Below are 14926 nucleotides of genomic sequence, written 5' to 3'. Positions count from 1 at the left end.
AGGGGCGCGGGGAACTGCGCGACCAGCCACGACGCACGCGCGGACACCAGACCAGCCCCGCCACAACGGCGCTCAGTCCCCATAAGCCACCCGCAACGCATCCCGCACAGCCGCCACCGCCTCCCCCTCCGTCACCCCGAGCCGCCGTGCCCGCGAGGCAAATTCCCGCGCGGCCGCCGCCACCTCCCGCTCCGCCGCAGAGCCCGCCGCAGCGACATACGTTCCGTTGCGCCCCCGCGTCTCGATCACCCCGTCCGCCTCCAGCGCCCGGTACGCCTTGGCGACGGTGTTGGCCGCGAGCCCCAGGGACTCGGCGAGCCCTCGCACCGTCGGCAGCCGGTACCCGACCGGCAGCACGCCCGACCGCGCCTGTTCGGAGATCTGTGCCCGCACCTGCTCGTAGGGCGGGGCGCCGTCGTCGATGTGGATCGTCAAGGTCACCCGGCGATTGTCCCGCACCCGCCGGAAATCCGGAGGCATCGCGCCCCGGCCCCGCGTAGCGTGCGGCCCCATGACCGTCATCGTGCGCGATCTGCGCCCCGGTGTGCGGGCCGACCTGGAGGGCTTCGCCCGGGTCCGGCACGCGGCACTGCCGTACATCCTGTTCACCCCGGACTCGATCGTCCACACCCTCACCCGGTCGCATCCCGACGCGCGATTCCGCTCCCTGGTCGCGGAGGAGGACGGCGAGGTCGTCGGCACGGCCCAGGTGGGGCTGGCCCACGACAGTCCGGAGCCCGGGCAGGGGTTCCTCAACGTCTACGTCCACCCGGACAGGACCCGGCACGGCGCCGGCGGGCTGCTGGCGCGCACGGCCGAGGAGTACCTGGCCGGCGAGGGGGCGACGAAGCTGTTCGCGTGGGTGCTGGACGAGCCCGCGAACGTGGCCTTCGCCGAGCGGCACGGCTACGCGCGGCGGCGCTCGGCCCACTTCCTCCGGCTGGACCTGGCGCACGGCACGCTCCCGCCGCTGCCGGCCGCTCCGCCGGGTGTCGAACTGCGCACCGCCGCCGACTTCGCGGACGACCCGCGTCCACTGTTCGAGCTGGACGCGGAGACCGTGGCGGACGAACCGAGCGACATCGACACCGAGTTCACGGACTACGAGGCGTGGCTCGCGGAGACCTGGCGGCACCCGCTGCTGAACCGGGAGCTGACCACGGTCGCGGTCTCCGGCGGCCGGCCCGTCGCCTTCAGCCTGGCGTACACCGACGGCGGCACGCGCTACGTCACCGCCATGACCGGCACCGCCCGCGCCCACCGCGGCAGGGGGCTGGCCGGGCTCGCGAAGACCGACTCCCTGCACCGCGCCCGCGCGGCGGGCCGCACGGAGGCCTTCACGGGCAACGACGCCGGCAACGGGCCGATGCTGGCCATCAACAAGCGCCTCGGGTACGAGGTCTGCGCGACGGAGGTGCGGTATGTCCGTGAACTCGGCTGAGGCGCGCGCCTCGGTGGACGTGGTCCTCGTCAAGGCGGGCCGCACGAAGATCCGTTACCCGGCCGAGCTGCTGCACGACGACGGCACGCGCCTCGCGGTCCGCGCCCCCTGGGCCGGTGCCGGCGTCCGCGACTTCGGCTTCGTGCGCTTCGAGGCCGGGGACGTCTTCACCGAGCACTACTGGCGCGACCGCTGGTACAGCGTGAAGGAGGTCCGCACCGCCGCGGGCGCGGTGAAGGGCTGGTACTGCGACATCACCCGGCCCGCCGTGCTGACGGGGACGGAGCTGGTCGTCGAGGACCTCGACCTGGACCTGTGGCGCTCCGCGGACGGCACGGACGTACGGCGACTGGACGAGGACGAGTTCGCCGAGAGCGGCCTGGCCGAGCGGGACCCGGAGGCCGCCGCTGCCGCCGTCGCCGCCCTGGACGAGCTGGAGCGACTGGCCCGCGGGGACGGCTTCACGGACCTGCTGGCGTAGGCACCGGGGGGTGCGCGGGCAGCGCGACCACCGCGTACCGCTCGTCGTCGACCTCCTTGCCCCACAACGACGGGTCGTCCGACAGCCGTTCCACCCGGACGTGCCCGCCGAGCGGGGCGAGGTGTGCGGTGAGCCGGCCGGCGGGTATGCCGACCGGGGTGACGCTCCCCCACACGCCCTCGACGAGGACCAGCCGCCCGCCCGGCCGCAGCAGCTCCCGCCAGTGCGCGAGGACTCGGCCGGGGTCGGGCAGCGTCCACAGCACGTGCCGGACCAGGACCGTGTCGAAGCGCCGCCCGCCCACCGGGGGCGCCCCCGCGTCACCGGCCAGGAACCGTGCGTCACGACCGGCGAGTTTGGTTCGGGCCAGTTCCAGCATGGCCGGGGAGAGGTCGACGCCGGTCACCCGGTGTCCCTGCTCGGCCGCGAGGAGCGACAGACTGCCGGTGCCGCAGCCCAGGTCGAGGACGTCGCCGGGCCGGGCGGGCAGCCAGGACCGCAGCCGCGCGGCCCACGCCCGGCGCACGCCGGGGTCGCGCAGCCCGTGGTCGGGCTCCTCGTCGAAGGTGGCGGCCCCGGAGTCCCAGTCGATACCCACGGGAGTCGTCCTGTCACTGTGGCTCGTCATGGGCTCAAGAGTGACATCCACCACTGACAGCGATGCATCGATGAGGAACTCTCGGGGAAAGGGTCTACCTCCGTGAGAATGCGGAACCCGGTGGATCCGTGAGGAGGCAGCCATGCGCCGTCTGACCGTGCAGAAGCCCCTGAAGAAGACCGACGCCCGCCGAGTCCGCGAGGAGGCCGACGAGCGCCCCGCGGGGCGTCCGGAGGTCCGCAAGGACATCGCGCGCACGTGGTGGCCGGACAACTGACCGGACACCCGGCCATGAGACGCGTCAGACGGGTCACAGCGCCGACGGCAGTTACCTGAGCGCAGTCCGATGCCTTCCTTAACGCGACCATAAGGATCGCCCGCACCCGCTCCCAGCAGGGGATTTCGCGGTTTCCAGGGACTAGCTTGCTGATCACCCCCACGGGTTTCGGCCCAAGTCCCAGTGACCGTTGAGGAGTTCCCCATGCCCGCACCCCGCAGGGCCGCCGCCGTCGCCGCCGCCGGCCTCGCCCCGCTCGCCCTGACCGCGCTGGCCGCCGCGCCCGCGTCGGCGCACGGCTCGATGGGCGACCCGGTGAGCCGGGTCTCGCAGTGTTACGCCGAGGGCGCCGAGAGCCCGAAGTCGGCCGCGTGCCAGGCGGCCGTGGCGGCGGGCGGCACCCAGGCGCTCTACGACTGGAACGGCATCCGCATCGGCGACGCCGGCGGCCGGCACCAGGAGCTGATCCCGGACGGCAGGCTGTGCAGCGCGAACAGCGAGGAGTTCAAGGGCCTCGACCTGGCCCGCGCCGACTGGCCGGCGACCTCGGTGAGCAGCGGCTCGTACACCTTCAAGTACCGGGTGACCGCGCCGCACAAGGGCACGTTCAAGGTCTACCTCACCAAGCCCGGCTACGACCCCGCGAAGCCGCTCGGCTGGGGTGACCTGGATCTGTCCGCTCCGGTGGCGACGGTCACCGACCCGGTGGCGTCGGGCGGTTACTACACGTTCTCCGGCACGCTGCCCGAGCGCACCGGCAAGCACCTGCTGTACGCGGTCTGGCAGCGCTCGGACAGCCCGGAGGCGTTCTACTCCTGCTCGGACGTGTCCTTCGGCGGTGCCACCGGTGACAGCGACAGCGACAGCGGTACGAGCGGTGACGCGGAGGGCGGTGCCGCCCCGGCTCCGTCGGCCTCCGCGCCGTCCGAGGAGCAGCTCGCGGCGGCGGCCGACAAGTCGACGGTCGAGCACCACGGGCACGGCGACCAGGACGCCGCGACGACGACGGACCCGACCGACCCGGCCGAGCCTGCCGCCGCCGCGGCCGGTGAGCCCAACGAGGTCAAGGCCGCCGGCGCCGTGAACCTCGCCGAGACCGGCGGCGACAGCAGCACCTCGTACCTCGCCGTCGGCGGTGCCGCGACCCTGGCGCTCGGCGCGGCGGTGCTGTTCGCGTCGGTGCGCCGGCGGGCGCTGGGCGGCGGCCGGCACGGTCGCTGACCGGGGATCACAGGGGGAACGCGGGGCTCGTCGGGCGGCTCAGGCCGGACGAGCCCCGCGTGGTGTCGCCGGTGCCGGGTCAGCCGAAGACCGAGGCGCAGGTGGTGGGCGTGGCGTGCGCCGGGTCGAGCGCGTTGGCGACCTCGTGGAAGGCGATCCGGTCGACCAGCCCGATCGCCAGGTGCTCGGACAGGTCGAGCGGGCACAGGTCCTGGAGCAGGACGTTGCGCACGCCGGAACCGCTCAGGTACTGGCCGCGGTACGGGGTGACCACCTCGTCGTAGCGGGTGGCGAGGACGGTGTAGCGGACGCCGGGCACGGTGTCGCCGCCCTCGTTGAGCTTGGTGAGGAGGGCGGAGCCGGCGACCTGGTCGGCGAGGGCGGGGGTGTGTGCGTTCAGCAGGTCGGCGGCCCCGGGGAAGTACGGCAGCAGCTGGGTGAGGCCGGACAGGGTGGTGCCGTGGTTGCTGGGCGCGATGCCGACGAGGGCGTTCACCTTGCCGGCTCCGCCGAGGAACTTGAGGTAGTAGCGGGGCATCATGCCGCCCTGCGAGTGGCCGACGAGGTCGGCCTTGGCGGCGCCGGTCGCGGCGAGCACCTTGTCGACGTGGGCGGAGAGCTGCTCGGCCGACTTGTCGACCGGTCCGAGGCCGTGGAAGAGCGGGACGCCGGGCAGTTGCCCGTAGTCGAGGGAGAAGACGCAGTAGCCGCGGTTCGTCAGATAGGGCGCGAGGCCCAGCCAGTTGTCGACGGAGTTCCCGAGGGTGCCGTGGACCAGGACGACGGGGCGGGGATGGGCGGCGGACGGCTTGCAGCGGTAGTCGTTCCAGCCGGTGCTGGGACGCGCGTCGGCGGCGTGGGCGGTGGTGGCGGGGACCAGGGCGGCCGCGGCGGTCAGCAGCAGCGCGGCCAGGGGTCTGAGCACTCGCTTCCAGGGCAGCATCGGGTGATCTCCTTGCGGCTCAGGGAGGTGCGACGGCATGACGCCCTGTGATCCGGATCACGGGATGCTGTTCACTCGTCAAGTTACGGGCGAGTAGCGCACGGGGGAAGTTACGCGTCAGTAAAAACTTCCAGTGTCAACCGGCGCCGACCGTGCCGCAGGTGATAGTGGGTCACCAGCTGGGCCGCAGGGGCCCGTTGGGGGCGACGTGCGCCAGGAGGCCGTGCAGTGTCCGGACCCCGCCCTCACCGATCACGCCGGCCCACGCGCGCACGGCCTCGGCGGCGGCCTCCTCGGCGGCCCGGGTGCACGCCCGTCCCCGCTCGGTCAGCACGACCAGCCGGGCCCGCGCGTCGGCGGGGTGCGGCCGGCGCTCGGCGTACCCCTTGCGGACCAGCTCGTCGACGAGCTGGCCGGCGGCCTGCTTGGTGACCCCGAGGTGCACGGCGAGGTCGGTGGCCGTGGCGCCGTCCGGTGCGAGCCGGGCGAAGGCGAAGCCGTGGGCGGGCCGCAGCCCCTCGAAGCCGCGGGCGACGACGCCCTCGTGGATGCGCTGCGTGAGCCCGCCGGCGGCGGCGAGCAGGGCGGCGGACAGGGCCATGGCTTCGGAGTTCTCCACGGGGGCATTGAAACACCCTTGACGCATTGGTCAAGCAGCTTGACCATAGGTCGTGAGAAGTTAGACAAGCTGCTTGACCATCACCACTGGGGAGTCCGTCATGCCCGTAGTCCGTTCGTCCGAAGGCGTCACCCACGAGATCCACGGCGCCCGCTTCGTCTCGTACGCCGCTCCCCGCAGCGGCAGCGAGGAATTGTGCGCCTGGCGGGGCGAGATCCCCGCGGGGACGAAGGCGCCCGCGCACACCGTCAGCCGGGAGGAGATCTTCCATCTGCTGACCGGCGAGCTGCTGATCACCCTCGACGGCCGCACCGAGCGCGTCACCGCGGGCGACACCGTGATCGTCAACCCGGGCGCGACCCTCGCCGTCGAGAACCCCACCGACCGCACCGCGACGTCCTGGGTCACCACCTCCGTCGGCCTGGAGGCCGAGCTCGCGGACGGCACCCGGCTCACTCCCCCGTGGGCCAACTGACCCGCGGGGGCCTCACGCCGCCAGCGACCCCGGCATCACCGCCCTCGGCCCGAACTTCGCCCGCGCGCGGTCCGCGACCTCCTCGATCCGGCGGACCTTCTCGTCCACGGGGTCGAAGGTGAGCTGGTGGGAGGCCTGCTCGGCGGGGGCGAGGCCCTCGGCGCGCAGGGCGACCGAGCGGACCCGGGCGCGCTGGAGGCCCAGCGCCTCGTACATGCCGTACGCGGCCCGCGTCAGCGCCGCCGAGTGCGCGGTCGGCTCCTTCAGGGTGCGACTGCGGACGGTGGCCGACCGGTCGGCGTAGCGCACGGTGAGGGTGAGGGTGCGGCACACCTTGTCCACGGCGCGCAGCCGGGCGCCCAGTTCCTCGGCGGCGGAGAGCAGGGCGCGGCGATGGCGGCCGGGGTCGAGTTCGTCGCGGTCGAAGGGGCGCTCGGCGGCCAGGGACCGGGAGATGCCGTTGGGGACGACCCGGCCGCGGTCGACGCCCCGGGCCTTCTCGTGCAGCTCGCGCCCGGCCCTCGCACCGACCAGGCGCTGGAGCGTGGACAGGGGTGCGGCGGCGACCCGGCCGAGGGTGTCGAGGCCGTACTCGCACAGGGTGCGGGCGGTCGCGGTGCCGACGCCGGGCAGCGCGGCGACGGGCTTGCCGGCGAGGAAGTCCCGCTCCTCACCCCCGGGCACCGCGCGGGTCAGCCCCGGACGGGCGTCGCGCAGGGCCATGCGGGCCAGCATCGGGCCGGGTCCGGCGCCGATCACGCAGTCGACGCCGTACAGGGCGAGGGCGCGCACCCGGATCACCGAGGCCAGTTCCACGGCGGTCCGCCCGAAGTACCGTTCGGCGCCGCGCAGGTCGGCCAGCGCGCCGTCGGGCGGCAGCGCCTCGACGACCGGCGTGAACTCCTCCAACAGCCCCAGCAGCCGGGGCAGGGCCGCCTCGTACATCGGCGGCAGCTGGAAACGTACGCAGAGAATCGTCATCCCGCACTCCCCGGGCTCTGATGCCACAACTTCCTTCCGACCGCGGGCCCTTCGCCCGCGGGGCGCAGATCGGCCCAGGGGTGCATCTCGTACCCCGTGGACATGCGGATCCTCCGCTGCTCCATCGGGTCCTGGGCCGCGGAGCCGGCCGGTGCCGGCCGGCCGTCCGAACCGGCGAGGCGGCGGCGCGCCGGGCCGTCCCCGTCGTCCGGCGCGGTCCCGGTGCCGCCCGCTCCGGCCAGCCGGGCGGCGACGCCCTCAAGGCCCTCCTCCCGGCGCACTTCCAGCAGGTCGGCGAGGTTCCAGGCGGCGGAGCCCACCACGCTGAGGCTGCGCGGGCCGCGCCGCTGCACGATTCCGCGCACCAGCAGCAGCCAGGAGTGGAAGACGGTGTGGGCGCAGGCGTCGTGGGAGTCGTCGAAGAAGGCGAGGTCGACCAGGCCGGAGCCGTCGTCCAGGGTGGAGAAGATGACCCGGCGCCCGGAGCGGACCGGCGGGGTCTGGGTGGCCGCCTTGGCGCCCGCGACCAGCACCGTCTCCCCGTGCCGTACCTCGCGCAGCCGCTTGGCCGACACCACGCCCAGCTCGCGCAGGAAGGTGCGGTGGTCGTCCATCAGGTTGCGCGAGGCGTCCATGGACAGCACGCCCAGTTCGGCGCTGAGCCTCTCCTCCGAGGTGAGGTCGGGCAGGCCGGCCGGCGCGGTCTTCCGTCCGCCGGACAGCGGGAGTTGGCCGCCGCGTCCGCCGCGGGCGCCGCGGTGCAGTTCGGTCAGGTGCAGTTGCAGGTCGCGGCGGTTGGCGCCGAACGCGTCGAGCGCGCCGACCTGGGCGAGGCGCCCGGCCAGCGGCCTGCTGGGGCGGGCCCGTTCCCAGAAGTCGAGCAGGGAGGCGTAGGGCTGTCCCTCGGCGATCCGTTCCGCCTCGGCCTCGCTGATGCCGTGCACGTCGGAGAGGGCGAGGCGCAGGCCCCACTCCTCGGGTCGCCTCGACCGTCCTGATTCAGACACCAGTTCGATCCTGTGTGCGACCCCCGACTTGTTCACGTCCAGCGGCAGGATCGGCACCCCGCGCCGCCGCGCGTCCGCCAGCAGCAGCCGCTTCGGGTACATGCCGGGGTCGTGGGTGAGCAGCCCGGCGTAGAAGGCGGCCGGGTGGTGCGCCTTCAGCCACGCCGACTGGTAGGTGGGCACGGCGAAGGCGACGGCGTGCGCCTTGCAGAAGCCGTAGGACCCGAAGGCCTCGACGATCTCCCAGGTACGCTGAATCGTTTCCGCGTCGTAGCCGTTCGCCGTCGCGTGCTGGGCGAACCACACCTTGATCCGCCCCTGCGACTCCGGGTCGGACAGCCCGCGCCGCACCCGGTCGGCCTCGCCGCGTCCGCAGCCGGTCATGATGTCGACGATGTCGATGATCTGCTCGTGGAAGACGACGACCCCGTACGTCCCCTCCAGCGGCTCCGACAGGTCCTCGTGCGGATAGCGCACCGGCGCCCGTCCGTGCCGGGCCTCGATGAACGGCCGCACCATGTCAGCGGCGACCGGGCCGGGCCGGAAGAGCGAGATGTCCACGACGAGGTCGTGGAAGGTGGCAGGCTGGAGCCGCCCGACGAGGTCCCGCTGCCCCGGCGACTCGATCTGGAAGCAGCCCAGCGTCTCGGTGGACCGGATCAGCCGGTACGTCGCCGGGTCGCCCTCCGGGATCGCGTCCAGGTCGACCTCGGTGCCCGAGGCCCGCTTCACCTCGGCGACCGCGTGCGCCATCGCCGACTGCATCCGCACGCCGAGCACGTCCAGCTTGAGCAGCCCGAGGTCCTCCACGTCGTCCTTGTCGAACTGGGCCATGGGGAAGCCCTCGCCGCTGGTCGGCATGACCGGCGTACGGGAGAGCAGGGAGGCGTCGGACAGCAGGACGCCGCAGGGGTGCATGGCGACGCCGCGCGGGAGGGCGTCCAGGCCCTCGACCAGTTCCCAGAGCCTGCCGTACCGCTCCTTCTCCCCCGCCAGTTCCCTCAGTTCGGGCAGTTCTTCCAGGGCCGCGCGGGCGTCGCGGGCGCGGATGTGCGGGAAGGACTTGGCGACGCGGTCGATCTCGGCCGGGTCCATGGACAGGGCGGCGCCGACGTCGCGGACGGCGTGGCGCACCCGGTACGTCTCCGGCATGGCGACGGTGGCGACCCGCTCGGTGCCGAAGCGGCCGATGATCGCGCGGTAGACCTCCAGGCGGCGCGCGGACTCCACGTCGATGTCGATGTCGGGCAGCACCACCCGCTCCTTGGACAGGAACCGCTCCATCAGCAGCCCGTGCTCGACCGGGTCGGCGTGGGCGATGCCGAGGAGGTGATTGACGAGCGAGCCCGCGCCGGAGCCGCGCGCGGCGACCCGGACGCCCATGTGCCGTACGTCGTCCACGACCTGGGCGACGGTGAGGAAGTACGAGGCGAAGCCGTGGTGGGCGATGATGTCCAGCTCGCGGTGCATCCGCTCCCAGTACTCGCGGTGGCCGGGGCGCCGGTCGTAGCCGCGCAGCACCATGCCCGCCGCCGCCCGGGAGGCGAGCGCCCGCTGGGCGGTGCGGCGGCCGGCGCCGACGAGGTGCGGTTCGGGGAAGTGGACGGCGCCCATGCCGAGGTCGTCCTCGGGGTCGACCAGGCACTCGGCGGCCGTGGCCCGGGTCTGCTCCAGCAGGCGGAGGGCGGCCTCGCGCCGGAAGCCCGCGGCCTCGACGATCCGCTCGGCGGCCTGCCGCATGGCACCGGCGTCCTTGAGCCAGGCCTCGCCGGAGTCGAGTTCCTTGCCGGCGTCGATCGGGACGAGGCGGCGGGCGGCGTCCAGGACGTCGGCGACGGGGCCCTGGCCGGGGTCGGCGTAGCGGACGGCGTTGGTGAGCACCGGCCGGACGCGCTGTTCGGCGGCGAAGCCGACGGTGCGGGCGGCCAGGCGCAGGGAGCCGGGGCCGGTGCCTTTGCGGCCGTGCCAGACGGCCTCCAGGCGCAGGGCGTCGCCGTAGACCTCCCGCCAGGGGGCGAGGAGCCGCGCCGCGCGGTCGGGGCGGCCGGCGGCGAGGGCGCGGCCGACGTCGGAGTCGGGGCCGAGCAGGACGGTCAGGCCGTCGGCGTGGTTGTCGGGCCGGGACAGCAGCGGGGAGGTCCCGGCGGTGTGGGCGGCGGAGACCAGGCGGCACAGGTCGGCCCAGCCGCGGGCGCCGTCGCGGGCGAGGAAGGTGACCCGGGGGGCCGACTCGTCGACGAAGGCGCCTCCGCGCACCGGGGTGCGGCGCCGGTCCCGGCGTACGGAGGTGTCCGTGCGGTCCGCCTCGGGCTCGGGGGCGGCGACCGCCAGCTCCGCGCCGAACAGGGGGCGGACGCCCGCCTTCGCGCAGGCCTTGGCGAAGCGGACGGTGCCCGCGAGGGTGTCGCGGTCGGTGAGGGCGAGGGCGTCCATGCCCCGTTCGGCGGCCTGCTCGGCCAGCCGCTCCGGGTGGGAGGCGCCGTAGCGCAGGGAGAACCCGGAGACGGTGTGCAGATGCGTGAAACCCGGCACACGCACCTCCCGATCTCATGAACCCGACGCCTTATCGAACGTCTGTTCCCAACTACCTCACCCCCACCATAGACCAAATTTCGAATGTGTGTGCGACATCCATTCGGCCCCCTCCCACCTGCGCAAACACCTGGCGCCCCGGACCGTGGGGGCATGTCGCACACCCCGGTCACCAGCACGCGGAAGGGCTCCTTCCTCGGGGAGGTCAGGGACGCCGTCACCCCGCGGGCCACCCTGCTCGTCCTCGGAGTGCTCGCGCTCCAGCTGCTGTTCATCGCCTCCTACGTGGGAGCGCTGCACGATCCGAAGCCGAAGGACGTGCCCTTCGGGGTCGTCGCACCCGAAAACGCGGCCGGGCAGACGGTGGCCCGGCTGGAGCGGCTGCCCGGGTCGCCGCTGGACCCGCGGGCGGTGGCCGACGCGGCGAGCGCCCGGCAGCAGATCATGGACCGGGAGATCGACGGCGCCCTGATCGTGGACCCGGAGAGCCGTACGGACACCCTGCTGGTCGCGTCCGGCGGCGGCACCGTCCTCGCCACCACCCTGGACGGCATCCTCGGCAGGGTCGACAAGGCCGAGGGGCGCGCGGTGCGGGTCGTCGACGTGGCCCCGGCCTCACGCCACGACTTCGACGGGTTGTCGTCCTTCTACCTGGTCGTGGGCTGGTGCGTCGGCGGCTATCTGTGCGCCTCGATCCTGGCGATCAGCACCGGGGCCCGGCCCGCCAACCTCCGCCGCGCGGCGATCCGGCTGATCGTGATGGCGCTGGTCGCGATCGCCGGCGGTCTGGGCGGCGCGGTGATCGTCGGGCCGATCCTGGGCGCGCTGCCCGGCAGCGTGGTGGACCTGTGGGGGCTGGGCGCCCTGATCACCTTCGCGGTGGGCGCCGCCACGCTCGCGCTCCAGGGCCTCTTCGGGATCGTCGGCATCGGGCTGGCGATCCTGCTGGTGGTGATCGCGGGCAACCCGAGCGCGGGCGGTGCCTTCCCGCTGCCGATGCTGCCGCCGTTCTGGAGGGCGATCGGTCCCGCGCTGCCGCCGGGCGCGGGCACCTGGGCGGCCCGCTCGGTCGCGTACTTCAAGGGCAACGACCAGACCCTCTCCCTGCTGGTGCTGTGGGCATGGGCGGTCGCGGGGACGGTGATCACGCTGGTGGCGGCCGCGCTGCGCCGCCGACGGCGGGAGCCGGAGCTGCCCACGCAGGCCGGCTGACCGCCGTACGCGCGGGCACGCGGAAGTCGCGGACACGCGGAAGTCCCGCCCCTCGCGCGCGGGACGGGACTTCACAGATGCGGTGCTGCTCAGCCGATCTGCGTACCGGTGGCCGACAGGGCCTCCGTCACCGGCTGGAAGAAGGTCTCCCCGCCGGAGGTGCAGTCGCCGCTGCCGCCGGAGGTGAGGCCGATGGCCTTGTCGCCCGAGAAGAGCGAGCCGCCGCTGTCGCCGGGCTCGGCGCAGACGTCGGTCTGGATCAGGCCGTTGACGATGTCGCCGTTGCCGTAGTTCACGGTGGCGTCCAGGCCGGTGACCGTGCCGTCGTGCACCTGGGTGGTGGAGCCGCTGCGGGTCACCTTCATGCCGACGGTGGCCTCGGCGGCGCCCGAGATGGCCTGGGCGGAGCCGTTGTAGAGGTTCACCTCGCTCGGGTGGGCCACGTCGGCGGTGTACTTGACCAGGCCGTAGTCGTTGTCCGGGAAGCTGGAGGCCTCGTTCTGGCCGATGACGTTCCCGGAGGAGTCCGACCAGGTCGAGATGGACTCGGTGCAGTGGCCGGCGGTGATGAAGTACGGCTCGCCGCCCTTGGTCACGTTGAAGCCGAGCGAGCAGCGCCCGCCGCCTCCGGTGATGGCGTCGCCGCCCGCGACGAAGGGCTTGTACTCGCCCTTGGTCCGCTTGAGTTCGGCCTTGGCGCCGAGTCCGTCGACCACCTTGGTCAGCTTGGCCCACTCGGCCTCGGAGACCGTGCGGTCGGCGGTGACGACGACCTTGTTGGTGGTCGGGTCGGTCGCCCAGGAGGTGCCCGGGATGGTGGCGTCCTGGGTGAGGGTGGTGCGGGCGCTCTTCAGCTCGGCGAGCGAGTTCTCGACGATTCTCGCCTTGGCGCCGGCCTCCTCGACGGTCTGCGCGGCGCTCTCGTCGAGCACGTTGACGACCAGGCTCTTCGCCTGTGCGTCGTAGTACGTGCCCGCCGCGTCGCCGCCGAGGTCGCCGAGCAGCGTGGAGGCGAGCTGTCCGGCCGCCGTGACCGACAGGGTCTCGGGCGCGGAGGCCTTCGGGGACTCGCTGGCGTTCGCACTCTGGAAGGTGACTCCCGCGGCTACCAGTGCGGTGATGCCCGCACCTACCACGGCCGCCCGTCGCCTGGGTATGCGTCGGTGCTTCAACTCACGTCCTCCTGTGGGGGGTCGGCCCGGAGGTTGTGGGGACCTCGCGGACCGGAAGGCTGGTTGACGAGCGGTCACTCTTCCGACTCCACAGGCCGCACACAAGGTCGACTCAAGGACGTGCGCACGACAACTCCAGTGCGGTCACAGGTCCTTCACCAATCATGTCCCTTCCAGGAGGATTCGCGGAGCGGAATCGCACCGCGGACACCAGGGGCGGGCAGCGGGCATGAGGGAGCCCCCGCACGCGGGCTGCGTGCGGGGGCTCGTCGTGCTGCCGGCTACGCGGTGGGACGGTCTCAGTAGACGCTGACGCCGTAGGCGCTCAGGGCCTCCGTGACCGGCTGGAAGAACGTCGTGCCGCCGGAGGAGCAGTTGCCGCTGCCGCCGGAGGTCAGACCGTAGGCGGTGCCGTTGCTGCCGTAGAGCGGGCCGCCGGAGTCGCCGGGCTCGGCGCAGACCGTGGTCTGGATCAGCCCGGAGACGATGTCGCCGCCGCCGTAGTTGACGGTGGCGTTCAGCGCGGTGACCCGGCCGCTGTGGGTGCCGCTGGTGGAACCGTCGCGGATGACGGTGGTGCCCACGCTCGGCGTGGCGGCGCGGGTGATGTCCACGCCGTTCGCGGTGCCGGGCTTGCTGACGGACGTGTTGGTGTACCGGACGATGCCGTAGTCGTTGCCCGGGAAGCTGGAGCCGGCGGTGGTGCCGAGGGTCGTGGTGTGCCCGGAGTTGGACCACCAGGTGCCGGCGCCGTCGGTGCAGTGACCGGCGGTCAGGAAGTACTCGGTGCCGTTGCTCGCACGGACGTTGAAGCCGAGGGAGCAGCGCCAGCTGCTCGCGTAGATGGCGTCGCCGCCCTGGATGAGCTTGTTGAACGTGCCGGGGGTGCGCTTGATCGTGAGCGCGCCGGCCTTGTCGCCGGCCTGCTCCTTGATCTTCGCGATCTCGGCCTGGGTGACCGTGCTGTCGGCGGTGACGACGACCCGGCCGGTCGCGCTGTCGACGGCCCAGGCGGTGCCGGGGACGTCGGCCTGGAGCACCGCGGAGCCGGCGCTGTTCAGCTCGGCGGCGCTGAAGGTGGCGGGGGTGGGGGCGGGTGCCGCGGTCGCGCTGGGGATCGCGATCGCGGCCGCGGCCACGAGGCCGGTGGATACGGCGATCAGCCGGGTCCGTCTCGAGATGCCGCTGCGGGGGTTGGTGCGCTTGATCCTCACTTTTCGTTCCTCCACGGGGGAAGTCGGGGGCCCCTTCGTGGGGTTGGGGCCCGTGAGGCGCAGCCAGCGGACGGGCGTCCGGGTTCCGGACACGCCGTGCCCCTGACAAGCGCTGAGGTTGGAGTATTCGGCCGAACGGCCGGTCGGCGCAAGAGTGCCTTTCGGCCTTCAACCATCGCCCGGCCGTCGCCGCCGACCCCCGTGAAGATCAGTGCGGTTCGCGCTCCCCCGCCTCGATGCCGGCCGCCAGCGTGTTGCCCGGCGGCGGGAAGGGGCAGATGAAGTGGTCGGCGAAGGCGCACGGCGGCAGCAGTGCGCGGTTGAAGTCGACCGTCGTGCGCCCCTCGGCGTCCGGCGCGGCCGGGCGCAGGAACCGGAAGCGGTAACTGGTGCTTCCGCTGGTGGTGTCCGCGAAGACGGCCCACAGTGAGCCGTCGCCCTCCACGGTCACCTGGAGCGTGTGCTCCCGCCCGCCCAGGCCGAAGGCCAGCTCCCCGCCGAGGCCGAGCCCGCGCTCCCGCCCGTCCGCGTTCGCCACCCGCACACTGCGCGGCCCGGAGCCGTACGGCGTGAAGCGCCCCGGCACCGACCATCGCGGGTCGTAGGGCGTGGCGGCGATGCCGCGGAACGCGCGCCGCGCCTCGGCGCCCGGGTCGAAGTCGCGCACCCCCCAGGCGCCCTCGCGGACCAGGACGACCAGGCGCCGTTCGCCGTGGGCGACCCGGGCCGCGCTCGCCGGTCCCGGGTCGGCCG

General features: G+C 73.5%; 15 protein-coding genes. 6 read left to right on the top strand and 9 right to left on the bottom strand.

What is annotated here, in order from left to right; all coding sequences use genetic code 11:
- Positions 1-72 precede the first annotated feature (72 nt).
- The gene (locus GTW67_RS01350; protein ID WP_161162960.1) at positions 73-441 is read right to left on the bottom strand and encodes a GntR family transcriptional regulator; all 369 of its coding nucleotides are present in this window, start codon (positions 439-441) and stop codon (positions 73-75) included.
- 70 nt (positions 442-511) lie between these two features.
- On the opposite strand from GTW67_RS01350, the gene GTW67_RS01345 reads away from it, so the two are divergent.
- Both GTW67_RS01345 and GTW67_RS01340 read left to right on the top strand, forming a co-directional pair.
- Entirely contained in the window at positions 512-1441 is a 930-nt protein-coding gene (locus tag GTW67_RS01345; protein ID WP_161162959.1) for a GNAT family N-acetyltransferase, read from the top strand.
- Positions 1422-1922: a ribonuclease FAU-1 family protein gene (locus GTW67_RS01340; RefSeq protein WP_161162958.1), complete on the top strand. Its 501-nt coding sequence runs from the start codon at positions 1422-1424 to the stop codon at positions 1920-1922. Before GTW67_RS01345 ends, GTW67_RS01340 begins: the two co-directional genes overlap by 20 nt.
- Here GTW67_RS01340 and GTW67_RS01335 read toward each other — a convergent pair.
- Positions 1903-2550 carry a class I SAM-dependent methyltransferase gene (locus GTW67_RS01335; RefSeq protein ID WP_161162957.1) on the bottom strand — a complete coding sequence of 216 codons (648 nt, stop codon included), beginning with the start codon at positions 2548-2550 and terminating at the stop codon, positions 1903-1905. The two genes, GTW67_RS01340 and GTW67_RS01335, sit on opposite strands and share 20 nt — an antisense overlap.
- Positions 2551-2662: 112 nt before the next feature.
- Here GTW67_RS01335 and GTW67_RS38075 point away from each other — a divergent pair, with 112 nt between their 5' ends.
- The gene (locus tag GTW67_RS38075; protein WP_077799539.1) at positions 2663-2797 is read left to right on the top strand and encodes a hypothetical protein; all 135 of its coding nucleotides are present in this window, start codon (positions 2663-2665) and stop codon (positions 2795-2797) included.
- A gap of 204 nt (positions 2798-3001) precedes the next feature.
- Entirely contained in the window at positions 3002-4018 is a 1017-nt protein-coding gene (locus GTW67_RS01330) for a lytic polysaccharide monooxygenase auxiliary activity family 9 protein (RefSeq protein ID WP_161162956.1), read from the top strand.
- A gap of 79 nt (positions 4019-4097) precedes the next feature.
- Here GTW67_RS01330 and GTW67_RS01325 read toward each other — a convergent pair whose 3' ends face one another.
- A complete protein-coding gene (locus GTW67_RS01325) occupies positions 4098-4961 on the bottom strand; it encodes an esterase/lipase family protein (RefSeq protein WP_161162955.1) in 864 nt (287 codons plus the stop codon).
- Positions 4962-5133: 172 nt separating this feature from the next.
- Positions 5134-5580 (bottom strand): MarR family transcriptional regulator, encoded by a 447-nt coding sequence (locus GTW67_RS01320; RefSeq protein ID WP_161162954.1) that lies wholly within the window; start codon positions 5578-5580, stop codon positions 5134-5136.
- Between the two features lie 100 nt (positions 5581-5680).
- Here GTW67_RS01320 and GTW67_RS01315 point away from each other — a divergent pair, with 100 nt between their 5' ends.
- Positions 5681-6055 (top strand): cupin domain-containing protein, encoded by a 375-nt coding sequence (locus GTW67_RS01315; protein ID WP_161162953.1) that lies wholly within the window; start codon positions 5681-5683, stop codon positions 6053-6055.
- A 12-nt stretch (positions 6056-6067) separates the two neighbouring features.
- Here the strand turns inward: GTW67_RS01315 and GTW67_RS01310 are convergent, their stop codons facing one another.
- Positions 6068-7036 (bottom strand): DNA polymerase Y family protein, encoded by a 969-nt coding sequence (locus tag GTW67_RS01310; RefSeq protein WP_161162952.1) that lies wholly within the window; start codon positions 7034-7036, stop codon positions 6068-6070.
- Positions 7033-10575 (bottom strand): DNA polymerase III subunit alpha, encoded by a 3543-nt coding sequence (locus GTW67_RS01305; RefSeq protein ID WP_161162951.1) that lies wholly within the window; start codon positions 10573-10575, stop codon positions 7033-7035. Before GTW67_RS01305 ends, GTW67_RS01310 begins: the two co-directional genes overlap by 4 nt.
- Before the next feature lie 153 nt (positions 10576-10728).
- Here GTW67_RS01305 and GTW67_RS01300 point away from each other — a divergent pair, with 153 nt between their 5' ends.
- The gene (locus tag GTW67_RS01300) at positions 10729-11787 is read left to right on the top strand and encodes an ABC-2 transporter permease (RefSeq protein ID WP_161162950.1); all 1059 of its coding nucleotides are present in this window, start codon (positions 10729-10731) and stop codon (positions 11785-11787) included.
- Positions 11788-11876: 89 nt separating this feature from the next.
- On the opposite strand, the gene GTW67_RS01295 is transcribed toward GTW67_RS01300, so the two are convergent.
- From GTW67_RS01295 to GTW67_RS01285, 3 genes are all read right to left on the bottom strand, one after another.
- Entirely contained in the window at positions 11877-12959 is a 1083-nt protein-coding gene (locus GTW67_RS01295; RefSeq protein WP_161162949.1) for a S1 family peptidase, read from the bottom strand.
- 299 nt (positions 12960-13258) lie between these two features.
- Positions 13259-14173, bottom strand: coding sequence for an alpha-lytic protease prodomain-containing protein (locus GTW67_RS01290; RefSeq protein WP_161162948.1), 915 nt, complete (start codon positions 14171-14173; stop codon positions 13259-13261).
- Between the two features lie 208 nt (positions 14174-14381).
- A partial coding sequence (locus tag GTW67_RS01285; protein ID WP_161162947.1) for a DUF1684 domain-containing protein occupies positions 14382-14926 on the bottom strand: 545 nt, incomplete at its 5' end.

The sequence above is a fragment of the Streptomyces sp. SID5910 genome (assembly GCF_009862125.1).
GTDB lineage: Bacteria > Actinomycetota > Actinomycetes > Streptomycetales > Streptomycetaceae > Streptomyces.
The sequence above is the reverse complement of the archived record's forward strand: the minus strand, read 5'-3'. Positions and strand labels throughout refer to the sequence as shown.